The sequence below is a fragment of the Paenibacillus sp. SYP-B3998 genome (assembly GCF_010820665.1).
Lineage (GTDB): Bacteria > Bacillota > Bacilli > Paenibacillales > NBRC-103111 > Paenibacillus_E.
In genome coordinates this window covers 26,709-43,822 of record NZ_JAAIKC010000013.1, presented here as the reverse complement: position 1 = coordinate 43,822, position 17,114 = coordinate 26,709, and the positions used below count along the sequence as shown (strand labels likewise).

10 protein-coding genes and 4 pseudogenes are annotated in these 17,114 nt (G+C 44.6%); 4 read left to right on the top strand and 10 right to left on the bottom strand.

Annotated features, from left to right (window positions below):
* Positions 1-6: 6 nt before the first annotated feature.
* From GK047_RS24130 to GK047_RS24105, 6 genes and pseudogenes are all read right to left on the bottom strand, one after another.
* Positions 7-732: a LutC/YkgG family protein gene (locus GK047_RS24130; RefSeq protein ID WP_163952567.1), complete on the bottom strand. Its 726-nt coding sequence runs from the start codon at positions 730-732 to the stop codon at positions 7-9.
* The gene (locus GK047_RS24125; protein ID WP_163952565.1) at positions 725-2,242 is read right to left on the bottom strand and encodes a LutB/LldF family L-lactate oxidation iron-sulfur protein; all 1,518 of its coding nucleotides are present in this window, start codon (positions 2,240-2,242) and stop codon (positions 725-727) included. The genes GK047_RS24130 and GK047_RS24125 overlap by 8 nt, the downstream gene beginning before the upstream one ends.
* Positions 2,239-2,967, bottom strand: coding sequence for a (Fe-S)-binding protein (locus GK047_RS24120; protein ID WP_163952563.1), 729 nt, complete (start codon positions 2,965-2,967; stop codon positions 2,239-2,241). The genes GK047_RS24125 and GK047_RS24120 overlap by 4 nt, the downstream gene beginning before the upstream one ends.
* A gap of 92 nt (positions 2,968-3,059) precedes the next feature.
* The gene (locus GK047_RS24115; RefSeq protein WP_163952562.1) at positions 3,060-3,821 is read right to left on the bottom strand and encodes a DeoR/GlpR family DNA-binding transcription regulator; all 762 of its coding nucleotides are present in this window, start codon (positions 3,819-3,821) and stop codon (positions 3,060-3,062) included.
* Positions 3,822-3,836: 15 nt separating this feature from the next.
* Positions 3,837-4,304 (bottom strand): annotated as a pseudogene (locus GK047_RS24110) (FGGY-family carbohydrate kinase); the annotation flags it as partial.
* Positions 4,305-4,647: 343 nt separating this feature from the next.
* A pseudogene (locus GK047_RS24105) lies at positions 4,648-6,720 on the bottom strand (bifunctional aldolase/short-chain dehydrogenase); the annotation flags it as partial.
* A gap of 381 nt (positions 6,721-7,101) precedes the next feature.
* Between GK047_RS24105 and GK047_RS24100 the strand changes: the two are divergent.
* Genes GK047_RS24100 through GK047_RS24090 form a run of 3 tightly spaced genes read left to right on the top strand, consistent with a single transcriptional unit; the run spans position 7,102 to position 10,846 of the window.
* Positions 7,102-8,634, top strand: coding sequence for a spore germination protein (locus GK047_RS24100; RefSeq protein ID WP_163952558.1), 1,533 nt, complete (start codon positions 7,102-7,104; stop codon positions 8,632-8,634).
* Complete coding sequence (locus GK047_RS24095; RefSeq protein ID WP_163952556.1) at positions 8,631-9,731, top strand: GerAB/ArcD/ProY family transporter; 1,101 nt, start codon at positions 8,631-8,633, stop codon at positions 9,729-9,731. Before GK047_RS24100 ends, GK047_RS24095 begins: the two co-directional genes overlap by 4 nt.
* Complete coding sequence (locus GK047_RS24090; RefSeq protein ID WP_163952554.1) at positions 9,728-10,846, top strand: Ger(x)C family spore germination protein; 1,119 nt, start codon at positions 9,728-9,730, stop codon at positions 10,844-10,846. Before GK047_RS24095 ends, GK047_RS24090 begins: the two co-directional genes overlap by 4 nt.
* Positions 10,847-10,926: 80 nt before the next feature.
* Here GK047_RS24090 and GK047_RS24085 read toward each other — a convergent pair whose 3' ends face one another.
* The 3 genes and pseudogenes from GK047_RS24085 to GK047_RS24080 all read right to left on the bottom strand — a co-directional run bounded on the left by GK047_RS24085 (position 10,927) and on the right by GK047_RS24080 (position 15,240).
* Entirely contained in the window at positions 10,927-11,916 is a 990-nt protein-coding gene (locus GK047_RS24085; RefSeq protein ID WP_205516955.1) for a sulfite oxidase, read from the bottom strand.
* Between the two features lie 235 nt (positions 11,917-12,151).
* Positions 12,152-12,232, bottom strand: a pseudogene (locus tag GK047_RS30435) (VOC family protein); the annotation flags it as partial.
* A 17-nt stretch (positions 12,233-12,249) separates the two neighbouring features.
* Entirely contained in the window at positions 12,250-15,240 is a 2,991-nt protein-coding gene (locus tag GK047_RS24080) for a hybrid sensor histidine kinase/response regulator (protein WP_240344169.1), read from the bottom strand.
* A gap of 664 nt (positions 15,241-15,904) precedes the next feature.
* Between GK047_RS24080 and GK047_RS24075 the strand changes: the two are divergent.
* Positions 15,905-15,976, top strand: a pseudogene (locus tag GK047_RS24075) (IS6 family transposase); the annotation flags it as partial.
* Between the two features lie 34 nt (positions 15,977-16,010).
* On the opposite strand, the gene GK047_RS24070 reads toward GK047_RS24075, so the two are convergent.
* Complete coding sequence (locus GK047_RS24070; RefSeq protein WP_163952550.1) at positions 16,011-17,102, bottom strand: M24 family metallopeptidase; 1,092 nt, start codon at positions 17,100-17,102, stop codon at positions 16,011-16,013.
* Between the last annotated feature and the right edge of the window lie 12 nt (positions 17,103-17,114).

The window sequence follows — 17,114 nt, the reverse complement described above, 5'->3', positions numbered from 1 at the left end:
CCCTCTTTATCCTATGATCAAAGCGTATACGACCCCAGGTCCGTGAACACCAATGGTCAGATCATTTTCAATATCAGCCGAACGACTTGGTCCGGAGATGAAGTGAATACCCGCCGGCAGGTTCTCCCTTCCTGCACGATCAAAGTTTATCAACGTTTCCCCTAAGCGGGTTTTCAGTCGATCAACAGGAATGATCGCCATCAATACCGTCGGTAACAGGCTAACGGATCTTCCCTTGTCCTGAGATGACAAGACGGTCATGGATCCCGTATACGCAGCAGCATAGTCCGCCACAACAACGCCAAAGTCCGCTTCAGCGGCGCGAGCTTTCCAGTGCTCCTCCGGATCACGGTTCCATACCGTTATTTTAGCGTCTGTCAGCGCGCCTTCCAGATCGAGAGCGTCAAGCTCCGCTTGGTTTTGCCGGATGATATATTTCGCATTCATTTCTTCTGCTTTATTCACAATGAACTGTTTAGCATCTTCCAATGAAGATAAACGCGCCACATGTCCGCCAACACTTTGGAAATTTTCCGCAAATCTCTTAATTCTCTCTTCTAAAGGCCACTCGAACGCATGCCAGAAATCCGGCGCTCCCCGATAAGGATGAGCTGGTTTCTCGATCACCCGTGGTCTTCCAAGCTTACTAGCGATGCCATTCATAAATGCTTCTTGCTTCGCGCGTGACTCCGCTTCAAGCTCCGCTAACCAATCCTGATGCGTATCAGCCATGTTCATGCCCTCCTCCAGCTTCTCTGTCCTTCACGATGGCTTCCATTCGTTTGCGCACTTCTGGATCCAGCTCATTCAGCCCATGCCGTAATTCTCCCTCCAATGTCTCCCATCGATCCCGGAACGATTCCTTAGGCAAACTTGGTGCTACCCGATACGTATTCCAGCCTTTAAGCGGGCCTAGCTTCAAGCGGATTTCCCCATTTCGAACGATAAGCTTTTGACCGATCTTACCTAGTTTCAGCACACCTTTGAAACGACTGGAATTACCCATAATCGCCGCAAAGCCTTTCATCCCGGCCGCTTCCAATTTGTTGCCATAGCCGCTCTCCACCTTACGGCGCCGTAAAGAAACAAGCATATCGTGCAGAGGGATTTTGACTGGGCATGCTTCATAGCAAGCACCGCATAAGCTGGATGCATTGGCGATATCGTCCCACTCGGCTACATTCTTCTGTAAGGCTGGCGTCAATACGGCGCCGATCGGACCACTGTATGTTCCACCGTAGGCATGACCACCGATATGACGATAAACCGGACATGCGTTTAAGCAAGCACCGCAGCGGATACAATTCAGCAATTCCTGAAATTCAGGATCTCCAAGCTGTAGAGAACGTCCGTTATCGACGATAATGATGTGCATTTCCTCCGGACCATCGGCATCCTTTTCTCTTCGTGGCCCCGTTATGCCTGACATATACACGGTCAGCTTCTGACCTGTCGCCGAACGAGGCAGAAGAGTCGCCATCACTTCCAGATCGGTCCAGGAAGGAATGATCCGCTCCATACCCATTAGCGTAATTTGAGTCTTCGGAACCGTCGTCACCATCCGCGCGTTACCTTCATTCTCGAACAGTACCATAGATCCTGTCTCGGCAATTGCGAAGTTGCAGCCTGTCATCCCAATGTCGGCCTCAAGGAACTTCTCCCTCAACTTCTTGCGAACAAAACCCGCGAGTATCGAGGTATCCGGCGGAAGCGTCTCTCCGGCTTCCTTGGAGAGCAAATCAGCAATTTGATATCTGTTCTTATGAATCGCCGGGATAATAATATGGGAAGGCGTTTCTCCGGCAAGTTGAATGATATACTCGCCAAGATCAGTCTCAATAGCCTCCACGCCGATAGATTCGAGTGCGTAATTCAGGTGGAGTTCTTCAGTTACCATCGACTTCGATTTCACAACCGATTTTGCATGTTTTCTTTCCGCAATAGCTAGAGTTATTTTCACTGCATCCGTTGATGTATCAGCGAAGTGGACATGAACACCATTGGCGCGAGCGTTATCTGCGAACAAATTTAAATAATAATCCAGATGAGCGATCGTGTGCAGACGGATTTGTCGACCTCTCTCCCGCCACTCATCCCAATTGCCATGTTCTTCAGAAGCTTTGTTCTTACCTCCGCGCAGCCGCTCTGTCGTAAAGCGCACTGCATTACGCAAAAACTCATCATTGAGTGCCAGATCAGCACGTCCTTTTACGCTAGAAGCCGCAGAATTTGCAGTGCTCATGCCCGATTCACTCCTTCATATAACAGCTCTACCAAGTGCATAACCTTGACGGGTTCGTTTCGATAGCGCAGGTTACCAGCGATATTCATTAAACACGCCATATCCAGACCGACAAGGACTTCCGCTTCTGTTTCTTTCACATGATCCACTTTCTCTGTGACCATAGCTCCTGAAATGTCGGCCATCTTCACAGCAAAAGTTCCACCGAATCCGCAGCAATCCTCAGCAAAAGGTAGCGGTATAAATTCTAAACCTTGGACGTTTTTCAGCAGTTCCATCGGCTCATCTTTAACACCTAGAAGTCTGCTTCCATGACATGATGGATGGTAGGTAACTTTATGCGGAAACACCGCCCCAAGATCAGTAACACCCAGCACCTGCACAAGAAACTGAGTAAATTCGTAAGTTTTCTTCTGAAGCTTTACCGCTTTCTCCAAGCGAACAGGATCGTCTTGAAAGAGATTCGCATAGTGATGAATCATGTAAGTGCATGAACCCGAAGGAGAAATAACAAAATCGCTGTCTTCAAACGCTTCGAGAATTGTTTTCGCCGTTGTCCGTGCTTCATCCCAATATCCGCTATTATAAGCCGGTTGACCGCAGCAAGTTTGAACGGTTGGGAATTCCAACTGCACGCCATATTTGGCCAAAAGCCGCACCATCGCTTCTCCTACTCGGGGATAAATCGCATCGCTAAGACAAGTAATAAATAAAGATACTTTCATGTTGCGCACCTCTCATCTTTAACACATTTTATATTTATCAGGTTGTCAGACATGTCAAGTAAAAGAACCTCAACGATCGAGGTTCTTACTATTTATACTACTTTAATAGAGATCCCAAGTTCCTCTAATTGGGTGCGCGTTTCACTCGAAATGCGATTATCCGTAATCGTCGTATCCACTTTGCTTAGATGTCCCACATGAGTGAATGCTCGGACACCGAACTTACTTGCATCAGCCAGGAGAATCACTTGATCAGCGATTTCGATCATTTTCTGCTTCACGCGTGCCTGAAGTTCATTTGACTCGCTAATGCCTCGATTCATATGAACCCCTTTGCATGAGAGGAATAGTTTATCGACATGATAATTATCCAGTGAGCGCTCCGCTAATGGACCAATGTAAGACAGAGAACGCTTTGCAAGCTGTCCGCCTGTAGAGATAACCTCAATTTTTTCTTTGCTGCTGAGTTCAGTTGCGACCTTAATCGAATTCGTCAGAACGGTGAGAGGTATATCAGGCAACAACGAAGACATGTACCAAGCTGTTGTGCTGGCATCCAGTAGGATTCGATCATGAGGTTGAATCCAGTTGATAGCTTCCCGGGCAATCCGCTTCTTCTCTTCAGCGAAAATAATCTCTCTCTCAAAGTAAGGAGTTTCACTGGTTTGGTTCTCCTTGATGCTGACAGCTCCCCCATGAGATCGACGTAAGCGGCCATCCTGCTCAAGGCGATCCAAATCGCGCCGAATCGTCTCTTCTGTAACCTGGCACAACTCACTAAGTTCGGTAACCCGGATGCTCCCTCTTTCACTCACTAACTGCACAATCTTTTCATACCGTTCTGCAACCAACATACCGATACCTCTTTCCTAGTCTTTAATCCCAGTCACGATTTGGAAGCGTACGTACGCTTCCTCCCATGCCTCTCGCTCTTCAGGCTCATAAACGGTAACCGGGAATGATTCCCCTATGACTTTACGCGCTTCCCAAATATCAGAAAACACACCTTGAGCGATCCATTGCACGACTAAGTTGCCGATTATGCTTCCTTCAGCAGGGCCTGCCCACACAGGCTTTCCAATCGCGTTTGCGGACCACTTACAAAGCAGTTGGTTTTGAATGCCTCCTCCAACCATATGTAATCCGTTAAACCGCTGCTGGGATACACGTTCAGTCATCTCGAGTACATAACGGTATTTTAACGCGAGACTTTCCAATATACAACGAACAACTTCTCCAGGCTGATCAGGAAGGTGCTGTCCGGTTTGCCTGCAGTACGATCTGATGCGAGAACCCATATCACCCGGATGTAAGAACAACGGATCGTCTGGATCGATAAATGAGCTTCCATGATGCCATCTATGCCAATCAACCCGAAATCTACGGCCCAAGAATCGATACCAAGACTTTTAGCTTCAATGCCACGATGCTTGGCTTTCAACAGCCCCTGCTTGATCTCGTGATAAAGACGGAGGATGTCCCAGTGCAGCCGTTTCCCTGCGGACACTAGATCATTCGAGAAACGATGAATCTCCTCAACCTCGATTTTGCAATTAGTCAAACGGCCGAGCAACGCTCTGCCACTGCGTCAGCTCCCCTGAGCTTTTTTCCGACATGTATCCATCAGGTATAAACCAATATGTTTCCCCTCTTGCTTTGTACATATCTATTCACTCCCGCTTAGCGGGTAAATGCTGCAGGTACGCCGCCGTCAATGGTGAGCATGCAGCCTGTTGTTTTCTCCGATTTAGAGGAAGCGAAGAAGGCAATACCTTCTGCAATGTCTCTAGGATAAATGTTGACTAACAGCGTTGTACGTTTACGGTAATATTCTTCCAATTGATCCGGCTCGATGCCGTAAGCTGCCGCACGCTCATTTCTCCAGCTGCCATTCCAAATTGCGGAGCCTTGGAGAATGGCATCGGGAAGAATCGTATTAACACGAATCCCGAACTCTCCACCTTCAGCGGCAATGCAACGTGCCAGATGAGCCTCTAAAGCTTTTGCTGCGCTGTAGGCCGTTGCATTCTTACCCGCATAAACGGAGTTTTTGGAACCTATAAATACCATATTTCCGCCAATACCTTGTGTTTTCATTAATTTGAAAGCTTCGCGTGCTACTAGGAAATAACCCGTTCCGAGCACGTTCATGTTCAGGTTCCACTCTTTCAGAGACGTTTGGTCAAATGGGCTTGATGTTGCAAGTCCGGCATTGTTGACGATGATATCAACCCCACCATAAGCAATTGCAGTTTCGGCGTATGCTTCGGTAACTAATTCTTCACTAGTAACGTCAACCTTAACAGCAATAGCGCGGTTCTCACCGTATTTAGCGTTGATCTCATCCGCTACTTTCTGAGCACCCTCAAGATTGAGGTCAGCTAGCACAACATGAGCACCTTCAGCAACGAGCCGGCGAGCCGTTTCACTGCCAATACCGCCTGCGCCGCCAGTAATGAAGGCGACTTTGCGCGAGAATTCTGCTTCAGCAGGTGCAAGAGTCAACTTGTACAGCTCAAGCGGCCAGTACTCAACATTGTAGGATTCGTTCTCACTTAGGGAAACGAATTTACCAAGCGCCGTCGCGCCTCTCATAACAGCAATTGCACGGTGGTATAAGGCGCCGCTTACTTTGGACATTGCCCAGTTTTTACCCGTGTTGATCATGCCGATACCTGGGATCAGAATAACGCGCGGAGCAGCTTCGAACATAACGTCGCCTTCGTTTTTATTTCTTTCGAAATACGCTTTATATTGTTCTTTATAGGCTGCGATGCCTTCTTTCAGTTTCTCTTTCAGACCTTCGATATCTCCAGCATTCGGCTCCCAATTGATGTACAGTGGAACCACTTTCGTATGCACCAGGTGATCTGGACAAGCTGCACCAATTTGGGAAAGCTCAGCAGCATCATGGCCGCCAACGAATTGAAGTACATCCGTTTCATCATCAAATGTAAGAATCATTTTCTTCGCATCGCTAACTGCTCCGCGAATCGTTGGCATCACGCCAGCCGCAATATGGCGTCGAACTCCTGCCGATAATGCCGCGTATTTCACGCCGCCGAAGATTTTTGCCTCATTGATGCGGGACTCGATAAAGCTTTCCGCTTCGCTAATGATAGCAATCGTTTGAGCATAGCACGCTTCAGAAGTGTCTCCCCATGTAACAAGTCCATGTTTTTCCATCAGAACGAGTTCGGCTTTCGGATTAGCCAATACCCCTTCCGCAATCATCTTGGACAAAGTGAAGCCAGGACGAACATAAGGAACCCATATAAAGCGGTCACCATAAATTTCGCGCGCAATTTCTTTTCCGTTATCAGCACAGCATAAGCTTATAATTGCATCCGGATGGGTATGATCAACATGTTTGAAAGGAAGAAATGCATGCAGCAAGGTCTCGATGGAAGCACGCGGGTGCTTGGAGTCAATCATGCAATTAACGAGGTAAGCGACCATTTCTTCGTCAGGCATTTCAGCTTTTTCGAACAATAGACGGACATCTTCCATGCGAAGACCTGTGAAATTGCCCGCTTTCATCGTTGCCAGGTCCGAACCGCTTCCTTTCACGAACATGACTTCTACATCACGGCCGCGGAAATCTTTTACCATCGTTTTGCTAGACGTATTTCCTCCACCCCAGTTGCATACTCTGCGATCCGATCCAATGATATTTGAACGATAAACAAGCTCTTCAAGCCCGCTCTGCAATTGTGCTGCTGCTGTTTGATCCCACAAACTTTGTACCATGTGAAATACCTCCGTTTTTTTACGATATCTTTGTTTTGTTTTTGATTAACTTTATATTACCACCACACCCTCGTTTTGTATAGCGTATAAACAAAAAGAAACAGAAATTTTATGATTTTTTACCAAACAAAAACACATTTTCGTAAACGATCCTTAGAAAAGACCCACACTTTAATAAAAAATAAACAGGCTAACTTGAGCGACGGATATGCAGTTGCAAGAGGACTGGGTGATGTCCGTTTTTTTGGGGGCGGCACCTAGTTTATCCAGCATGCAAAGAAAAAAACAGCTAAGAAAGCACCATATTGAATGACGTATTAAACCTCTGCAATGAGGTAATAAATGTATCATTAGCATGAGGAGGAGTTGTAGGATGTGAATTTTTTGTCATTTTTAAAAAGTACTCTGCTTAGAGCACGTAAAAATGAGCAGTCTGCAAGTTACATACCTAATAATGACTCCATACATTCATCTCTTACAAAAAATATAGCTGTATTAGATACTGTTTTCAGCGAGACTCCTGACCTGATTGTACGGTTTATTGAAATCAAACAAACTGGTGGGCAAGGTGCATTAATTTTTCTTGAAGGACTGGTAGATAAAAATTCTATAAATAACGATGTGCTGCGTCCACTCCTATATGAAACTGGGGACGTTGGATCAGATATCACGGTATCCGTAGGCCATGTAAAAGCAGTAAATACTTGGTCACAAATTGAAAGTGCCATATTTCAAGGTTATAGCATTTTACTTATTGATAACCGAGCAGAAGCGCTTCTTTTTAAGACACAAGGTTGGCCACAAAGGGCGATCGAAGATCCTAATCTTGAAACTTCATTAAAAGGGGCGCATCTAGGGTTTGTCGAAACCGGCAGTCAAAGTATCGCATTAATTCGCCTGCATATTCCTGATAGTGACTTGAAAATTAAGGAGTTGATTGTTGGTCGTAGAGGGAAAACCAAAGTATCCATCGTGTATTTAGAGGACATCGCCCTTCCGGAAGTGTTGCAAGAGTTGGAAGACCGCATCTCTAAATTAGATGTTGATGCGATTATCAGTTCCGGCGAATTAGCTGAATTAATTCAAGACAATCCATTTTCCCCTTTTCCGCAATTTCTGAGTACCGCACGGCCGGACTTCGCGGCCTCCCAAATTTTGCAAGGCCGAATGGTTATGGTTGTCGATCGTTCCCCTAGCGTGCTGATAGGCCCAGCAACGTTTACAATGTTCTTTCAGAACATAGACGATTATAGTACGCAGTGGATAGTTGCTTCTTTTATAAGGTTACAGCGATATTTGGGCTTTTTAATCGCCGTGTTTTTGCCTGCGTTCTACATCGCCCTTATATCCTTTAATTATGAACTCATTCCAATGAAGTTGCTTTTGTCGATAGGCGAGTCGAGAGGACGAGTTCCATTTCCACCGCTGATTGAAGCCATAATAATGGAGCTTGCCATTGAGATGATGAGGGAAGCGGGGATACGTCTTCCTGCACCGATCGGTCAGACAGTCGGGATCGTCGGGGGCATTGTAATCGGTCAGGCCGCTGTACAGGCAGGAATTGTTAGCAATATCATGGTGATAATCGTTGCTTTGACCGCCATCGCTTCATTTATTCTCCCTAATTACGACATGGCTTCCGGCTTCCGGTTAATTCGTTTTCCGATGATGTTAATAGCTTCGCAGCTTGGAATTTTCGGTATTGTCATTGGACTCTTAATCTTGATCGCACATCTTATTTCACTTGAATCGCTTGGAACCCCGTTCGGTAGCCCGTTCGCTCCAATGAAGTATTCGGGTTTGAAGGATACGATCATCCGTTTTCCCTTGTACAAAATGACCAGGCAGCCAAAGAGTACGCATGCGATTCAATCTATGGAAATGGAAAATAGGCGTCCGGAGGATGACGGACAATGAAGAAATACAAATTGAACGAGATTACCACTATGCAATATATATTTTTAATTCATGGCACGCAGCTTGGCGTCGGTATGTTGCAGCTCCCGCGAATTTTGGCCGAGATGGCTGGAACGGATGGATGGATTTCCATACTGAACTCTTGGATCATTTCCACAATCGTCGGTTTGATTGTCATCCAAATTATGAAAAAAAATCCAGAAAGAACATTGCCTGAACTACTCAAACACTACTTCGGGAAGTGGGCGAGTACTGTTCTTACGATTTCTTTCATCCTGTTTTTCACCCTTACTGCGATCGCTGAATTATTAAGATCAATACTGTTTGTCAAAGTATGGCTTTTGCCGGAAACACCTGATTATATTATTCTCGCTTCGTTTGCTATTCCTGGTTATATGATAACTTGTGGTGGAATTCGCATCATCGGCAGATATGCGGAATTGGCGTTTTTCCTAACTCTAGGGATACCGCTACTTTATCTGATTCCTTTAAAGGACGGAAATTGGCACTATTTGCTTCCACTCTTCAAAGAAGGCATAGAACCCGTTTTGCTAGCGACATTAAATACCTCATATTCATTTTTTGGTTCAGAAATCGCATTTCTCCTTTATCCGATGCTGCAAAGAAAGCAATATGCGACTATCGGTATGATTACGGGAAATACGCTGACGATGGTCGCCTACTTGTTGGCGACACTTGTCTGTTTCATCTATTTTAGCCCGGACGAAATCAGTAGGTATAATGAACCGTCGGTTAGCGTATTAAAAACGATCGAGTTTCGTTTTATTCAACGACTGGAGATTCTCTTGTTCGCGGTTTATCTGCTTGCTATATTAAAAACGTGGATGAATTTTATATGGGCAGCAACTTTCAGCACAAGCCAACTAATGGGAAATCCGGATCATAAAAGATATTTACGGTTTTTTTTATTTGTAATCGTGCTGTACACGGTATTTTTCAATCATACCTTCAGCCAAAACGATTCGTTACAAATGTGGATAGGAAAAGCAAGTCTGTTCATTTCTTATCTATTTCCAATATGTCTATATGGTTATGTGCTTGTTTATGAACGTTTTCGGAGGTCATACATCACATGAAAAACAAGCTTAGAATCTTATTAGCTGCAGTACTTATCGTATGGCTTCCAGGCTGCAGCGAAGCTGTTGACTTGGAAAATTTAACTCTCGGACTGGTCATTGGCGTAGATCTTGACGAGCATAATCAGCTTGTTTCTTACTTCTCAAGCCCTTTATTTAATAAAAATGTAAGTAAAAGTACGTTAACTTTGGAAAGTAACGCCAAAACATTAAGGGCAACAAGAAGGGAATTCGATTCCATGGCAACCGGTTTGGCAGTTGGCGGGAAAACCCAGGTAATTTTGATTGGAAAACGGCTAATGCAGCATGGGGATTGGTTTTCTTTGTTTGATGTGTTTTTCCGTGACGCCAAAAACTCTCTTAGTGAGAGAGTGATTGCCGTCGATGGAGATGTATCTGAAATTATGCAAAACATTCCTCAGGATATGCCGCCTCTTTCCCTTCACTTGGCCAGTTTGATCGATACCAAAGAACTCAGAAACGAAACGGTGAAAACAAACTTGCAGCAATTCGACAAGCAGATGTTTGAGAAAGGGATTACGCCTTACATCTCGTTAATTAAAGTAGAGAACGAAAGGATCAAACTCACAGGTACGGCGCTTCTTGATAAAAAAGGAAGGCTTGTGATGACTCTGGATCAAAATGAAACAACTCTATTACGCATATTGCAAAACAGCTCAAGAGGACAGCAATCGTTGTCAGCCTCCATTCCCGGCGCGCAGAAAAGCGATATATACGATAAAAACAACCTAACTTTCAGTATCAATAGCGTTAAAAACAAGATGAAAACCGGTTACCGTGATGGTAAATTTGAATTCGATATCAAGCTGAATATGTTCGTATCCTTGAAAGAACGATTATTTACGTATGACATGAGAAAAAACCGCGAAAAGCTTGAACAGCAAATTCAAGAACAGATTAAAAAGCAATTTGAGGAACTCATAAAAAAATGTCAGAAAAATCAAATTGATCCAATCGGTTTAGGGCAATACGCTCGTGCTTATCAATATAAAAAGTGGAAGCAAGTACAAGAGCACTGGGGAGAAACGTTCTCCGAAGCTGATGTCCACTTATCGGTGAAAACGAATATTAAATATATGGGACCTGTTAAATGATCGCTAGTACTCTTTTCGTTAGCTCAGTGCCATTTTTCACACTCCTTTGAAAGAAAGTCGAATTTAATCGTTATCATTGGTTAATCCACATACACACGTATATGTTGAATCGCGTTATAACCATAACCTTTTACATTCCAATCTGCCTTATCACCTTGAATGTTCCCTGCAGCATCCGTAGCTCTGACTTTAATGTCGTAGGTTCCGGAATCATTTACATGCCATTTCCAAGACCAACGCCTCCAAGAATAAGGTTCATGCAGCTCCAACCAAGATGTAGGGAACCACGTTTTTCCATTGTCTGTACTTATTTCAACCAGAACGACTGGATCTTCACCCGATAATGCCGTACCCGATACCCAATTCTCTCCTTTTGCCAATACTTCTTGATCTAAAGGTCGAGCAATGGTTGAATTGAGACGAATAGTTGTAACTGGATTGGAAGATGATGAAGTTAATAGATTTCGATTATACACATAATCTACAACCTGAAAAGGACCTTGAAATTGTTCCTGAATCAACGTAATTCGGTGAAGCCATTTGACTGAAGCCATTCCATACCATCCTGGAACTATTAGTCTAGCCGGATACCCGTGACGATAGGGTAGTGGCTTACCATTCATGTAAAGGGCTATAATTGTATCGGGATTCAAAGCATGTTCAAGAGGTAGACTTCTTTTATAGGAAAAAATACCTGGCATGTCTGTTCTAACTCCCTTATCCATGCCCTCGAAGGTCACTTCACGTACGTTCATTTGAATTCCAGCTAAATGCAGTAAATCCACAAGACGTACCCCCATCCATACAGCATGACTTATTGCACCTAGTCCCCACTGCTCTCCGCGGACTTTTGGATAAAAAAGCGATCTTTTGTCTCCAGCACATTCGAGTGTTACTGCCAGTGTAACTTGAGGCATTTTTAAAAGATCATCATAACGAAAATAGATTTCTCTGTGTACACATCCTTTAATACATAGTCCCCAAGAACGGATATCAACATTTGGATATGGAAAATGGTTTCGGATATAAAACAGATTTTCTGGAGTGATTCGACTGGATAGTGACAACATTGGAAATTCCTGATTTTCTGGCATTATCTTTCGCGTGATCAAGTGAGGCGAATACAAAATTAATCATCCTTTCGTAAGAAGAAGTCTTACTAAAAGGTATGGGCCACATAGTGAATTGAGACTCTTCTTTACGCCCTAGCAACCTGTTACTCAACCTAAACTTAATAAAATCAAATAAAAGGTTCCACATATTAGACATGCCTAATATGTGGAACCCTTTATTTTTAATTATCGTTTCTCCGTTATTTTCTTCAGCAACTAAGCTAAACCCTACTTTTTCTGTCCAAAATTTCAATGACTCATCTTGGTTGTTCACATATTGTCCAGCCTATATCAATCCTGCTTATTTCGGCTGTTCGGAATGACAAACGACACTGTTGTACCTTCATTGGGCTTACTGAAGATAGACAAGCCTTGACCATACAATTGTGTCAATCGTCGATTCGTATTGGAAAGTCCAATTCCACCCTTTCCCTTCATGGTGGGACTTAACAGTTGAATTACCTTTACTTGTTCCATACCCTTGCCATTATCTTTTACTTCAATAAGCGTATAGCTGTCATGGCGAGTAATCCGAATATGAACCGTACCGCCTTTGTTCTGACTAAGGAGACCGTGCTTGATAGCATTTTCAACCAGCGGCTGGATCGAAAGCGGAGGGAGAAGCAAGTTGATGTTGGGTTCAACTTCCCATACGATCAACAACCTGTCCTCAAACCGCTCTTTTTCAATATTCAAATAGGCTTCGACAAGCTCTAGTTCATGGGGAAGATCGACCAGTTCACCCGTATTTATAAAATCAAAGCTGATCCGCAAAAATGAAGCAAAAGCATCACCCAGATTTCGCATCTTTTCCGTGTCTATCTCACTAAGTGCCATAATTGAATTAAGCGTATTGAATAGAAAATGAGGATGAATTTGTGCCTGCAGGTAGGCGGCTTCCATGCGTAAACGTTCATTTATGGATTGCTTCAGTGCGATCAACGCCCTGATTCGGTATTTAAGTTCCAGAGCGTCTACAGGCTTGGTAACGTAATCGTTAGCTCCCGATAAGAATCCGGTGTAGATGTCAGCAGGCTGACTACGTGCGGTCAGCAGCAGAACAGGAAGCTCTGATACGGAGTAATGCTCCCTGACCCTCTGCGTCAACTCGTAGCCGGACATGTGTGGCATCATAACATCGGCAATCAGCAGATCCCATTGCCCAGTGCCTAACAATTCTAACACTTCACGGGCCGAATTAGCTGTTGTGATGGTATACGGCTCCGTCGAAAGAATTCCAACGAGCACATTCAGGTTAACGGGGTCATCATCAACTGCAAGAATATTTACCTTCCCTTCATTTAAAAGCGGCGGGATAAGTACGGAGGTTGCCAATTCGCTGATTGCAGTGTCCGGAAAAATGAATCCAGTGCGCCTATCTTCAGTTCCATCCGTTATCTGATGGAGATGCAGATGATGTTGTGATAATGGGAAATCCGACACGTTCGCTAACGGCAAACCAAAACTGAAGACAGAGCCTTTACCCAGTTCGGAGCGAACGGTTAATGCACCGCCGTGCAATTCTACCAACTGCTTGCATATGCTTAAACCAAGCCCGATTCCTCTTCCATCGCTTATTCCATAAGCCCCTTGTTCATAAGGAAGAAATACTCGCGCCTGTGTTTCCTCGTTCATGCCGACCCCGGTGTCGGAGACGTGGATGATGGCTTGTCCATTCCGCGTCTCGGCGGAAACGGAGATCGTTCCTTCTTCCGTGTATTTGATGGCGTTATGCAATAAATTATATAAAATCTGCACAAGCCTTTTCTCATCGGCCATTACCGGCGGCATCGATTCCGCGATATCCATATGCAGCTGGATAGATTTTCCTTCTATCATGAATTTAAGCATGCCGATTACGCCGGGAACGATCGATTGAATCTTTAAGGGCTCTTGCTGCAGCACAATACGGTGTTCATGAAGCCGTACGACATCGAGAAGATCGCCAATCATATGAGACATGCGACGACTTATCGTTATTAGCAGCTCCATATCCTTCAGGCTGCTCTCATTCATCTTCTCTTTCTCTTTGGTAACGACGATCTGAGCGATATTCAAAATGCCGTGCAGCGGCGTTCTCAACTCGTGCGACGTATTAGCGAGAAATTGATCTTTCAGCTTGTCGGCTTTTTTCAGCTGCTCGTTTAGCTTGGCATTTTCCCTCGAATTGCGGAAGTATTTCTTGAACCAATAAGTGGAAAACCCGATAATGGACGCAATGATATCGATTGGATAGTAAACGGTGGTAATGTCTTTAACAGACTCCACGATGCTCCATGACAAGTTGGATATTATGCCTGCTGCCGTTAGCAGCAAGAAGATGACGTCTTTGTCGGCCTGCTTCTTGAAGATCATTGTTCCTACTATATAAATAAACCAAGTGAACGGGAATAAATAGAAGGCCATAAATATCTTTATATCGACTATTCCATTTGCTAATGAAGCGGGTGCAGCCAGCAGGAGTCCTGAAAGGGAAACAAGTGCCACCGTGTATGCTCGCAGCCATACGTTTCGTGGAGGAGCCGAAGCGAATCTTCTAAAAACAAGTAGAATAAAAAAGCTTTGCCACAGGAGGGAGATCAGTCTAATCTTTATCGCCCATGTATAATTGATCGGCAGCCATAACAAGAGCACGTTATCATGACCGCTCAAAACCGCTATTCCGACCGCCAGCGTTAACAGGCCTGTAATGAGCAAAGCCCGTTCTTGAGGATTGAATAAGTAGAGGATACAAGCATACAAACCGTGAAGCAGCAAAATAAGAAATGTAACCAGTTGAAATCCGATAGAGTACCAACGTACGTAGTCAATCGCGGCCTGAGACCCGAAGCGAATGGAGCGCAAGATCCCGCCTTTATAAGGATCGTCGAAGTTGGCCGCACGAATAAGCAATTCTATCTCCGTTGTCCCTTCTACAGAGTAGGAAGTTGTGTAAGAGACATTCTTGGGCGTGTATTCATTAGCGTTCGCGGCAGGCTTGCCGATACCGCCCGAGACAATCCCGTTTATTTCTACTTCCGATGATGCTTGAATTCCTTGAAGCCAGAATGCGACAGGCTTCTTCAGCGGATCGATTAGAATGCGCAGCCGATACGTTCCGTACCCGTGCGAGGAACTAGAATCCTTATCCAGCACGCTTCCCCAGTCTCCCGGAGCCTGAATATTACGGAATTGGCTTTCTTCTGACTGTATATCCTGACTTGAAATTAATTTTCCAGGGTAGAATTGCCATTGGCCGTCCAAAAAGAATGAGTGAGATTTCTCTAAATCCAAACTGCGCATGTCGAGTACGCCATTGACAGCAGGGGGGTGTTCCGATGTAGGAAAAATTTCGGACCAAGCCCAGCGCAGGCAGAGGAGAGCACTAAAAAACAATAGAATTATGGCTATATATCTAAGAGTGGTTTTGTTTATTATTCGCATCATATCAGGAGATTCGACATAAATAGCGCTTATTCCTTTTTTTAGTTGGTCCTGCGTTCTTCTTCCCGAGGTGCGTTCCAGACATGAATAAGGGCTCCCAACTCCATCGAATGTCTTTACGTTTCCAAAGGGAAAGACGAAATTCAGGCTTAAGAGTTTCGTGATCCCCCTAGATAGTTGCATCGAATAAGTTTAATTGTTCAAAGGAAGCATCTTCATGAATAAAATTACATTAGGTAATACGCTGGCCTTTTCGATACTTCATTGTGTGACCGCCCCTCCGTTCCTCTAATGCTTAAGTTGAAGAACATCGATCGATTGTTAGTTGACAAAAATGTTTTGAAGTGCAAGAAACCAGCAAACTCAAGGGTTTGCTGGTTTTTCTTGTGAAAATGATTTACAAATTATGTTCTGAAGTACTTTTAGCAAATGCGCGAGGAAGCTAGGGTACTTGCGCATAACGGTTACTTGTTTCCCTCCCATTTAATGGATAAGGAACCTCCGACGATTATGGTCCAAAGCTCGAATAGTGGAGATGATGGAAGAAAGGGGACTACATATCGCTCATACAACCATCATGCGATGGGCTCACCAGTTACTATTCACCGCACAAACAATTAGCCCTAACACTACGATCCGATGATGGTCAGCTCTTTTGGAAAAGAAGTCAGTACCTCTGTGCCATCTTTTGTCACCAACACATCGTCTTCGATACGAACTCCACCTATTCCAGGCATATAGATGCCTGGTTCAGCTGTGAATACGGACCCTTCAGGCAGAAGATCGTAGTTGTTCTCGTGGATAGACGGGTATTCGTGGATTTCCAGTCCGAATCCATGTCCTGCCCGAGTGATAAAATACTCACCATACCCCTTCTTAGCAATGAAATTACGCGCAGCGAGGTCTAAGCTTGCATAAGTAACACCCGGTCGCGCAGCTTGAATCATCTGTAGATTGGCTTGCAAAACCGTCTCATACATAACTTTCAGCTTCTCGTCGACATCGCCTACCGCAAACGTCCTTGTCAAATCAGAGGCATATCCATCAACAAAAACCCCTGCGTCAATCAACAGCAACTCTCCCTTTTTAATCTTACGTGTTCCCGATACACCATGCGGCATTGCCGTTTTTTCGCCCGATAGCACTAATGTGTCAAAAGAAGGTCCATCAGCTCCCAACAGCTTCGTCTGATACTCGAGTTCGGCCACGATTTCAAATTCGGTTACGCCGACTTTCACCTTTGGGAGTGTTGCGTGAAGCGCGTTTTCGATGCAGACGATCGCGCGTTTGATTGTGACTATTTCCTCCGCGCTTTTAATGACGCGCATCTCCGTAAGCTGTTCTTCCAAATCGACCGATTGTTCCGCTCCTATAGCTTTCATCAGCGCATGGTAACGTTTGACATTTACATAGCCTTCTTGTAATCCTACTCTTCTAATAACGGATGGCAGTTTGCTTTTGAGAACTTCAAATGGGTCCTCAGAGTCCTTAAATGAGTAAATTTTCTTGCAGTTGGAAGCCATCTCCGCTTTCTCGAGATCAAGCATCGGTACGAAGAGAAACGGCTCCTCTCCCTTCGGCAAAACAAGCGCGAGAAAGCGCTCATGTGGTTCCGTATAAAAGCCTGTGAAGTAATAAATCAGTTTCGGCTGCGTGATCATCATGGCGTCTAATGACCGTTCTTCCATAAAAGCATATAGCCTTTTGATGCGAGTATCCAATATAAACAACCT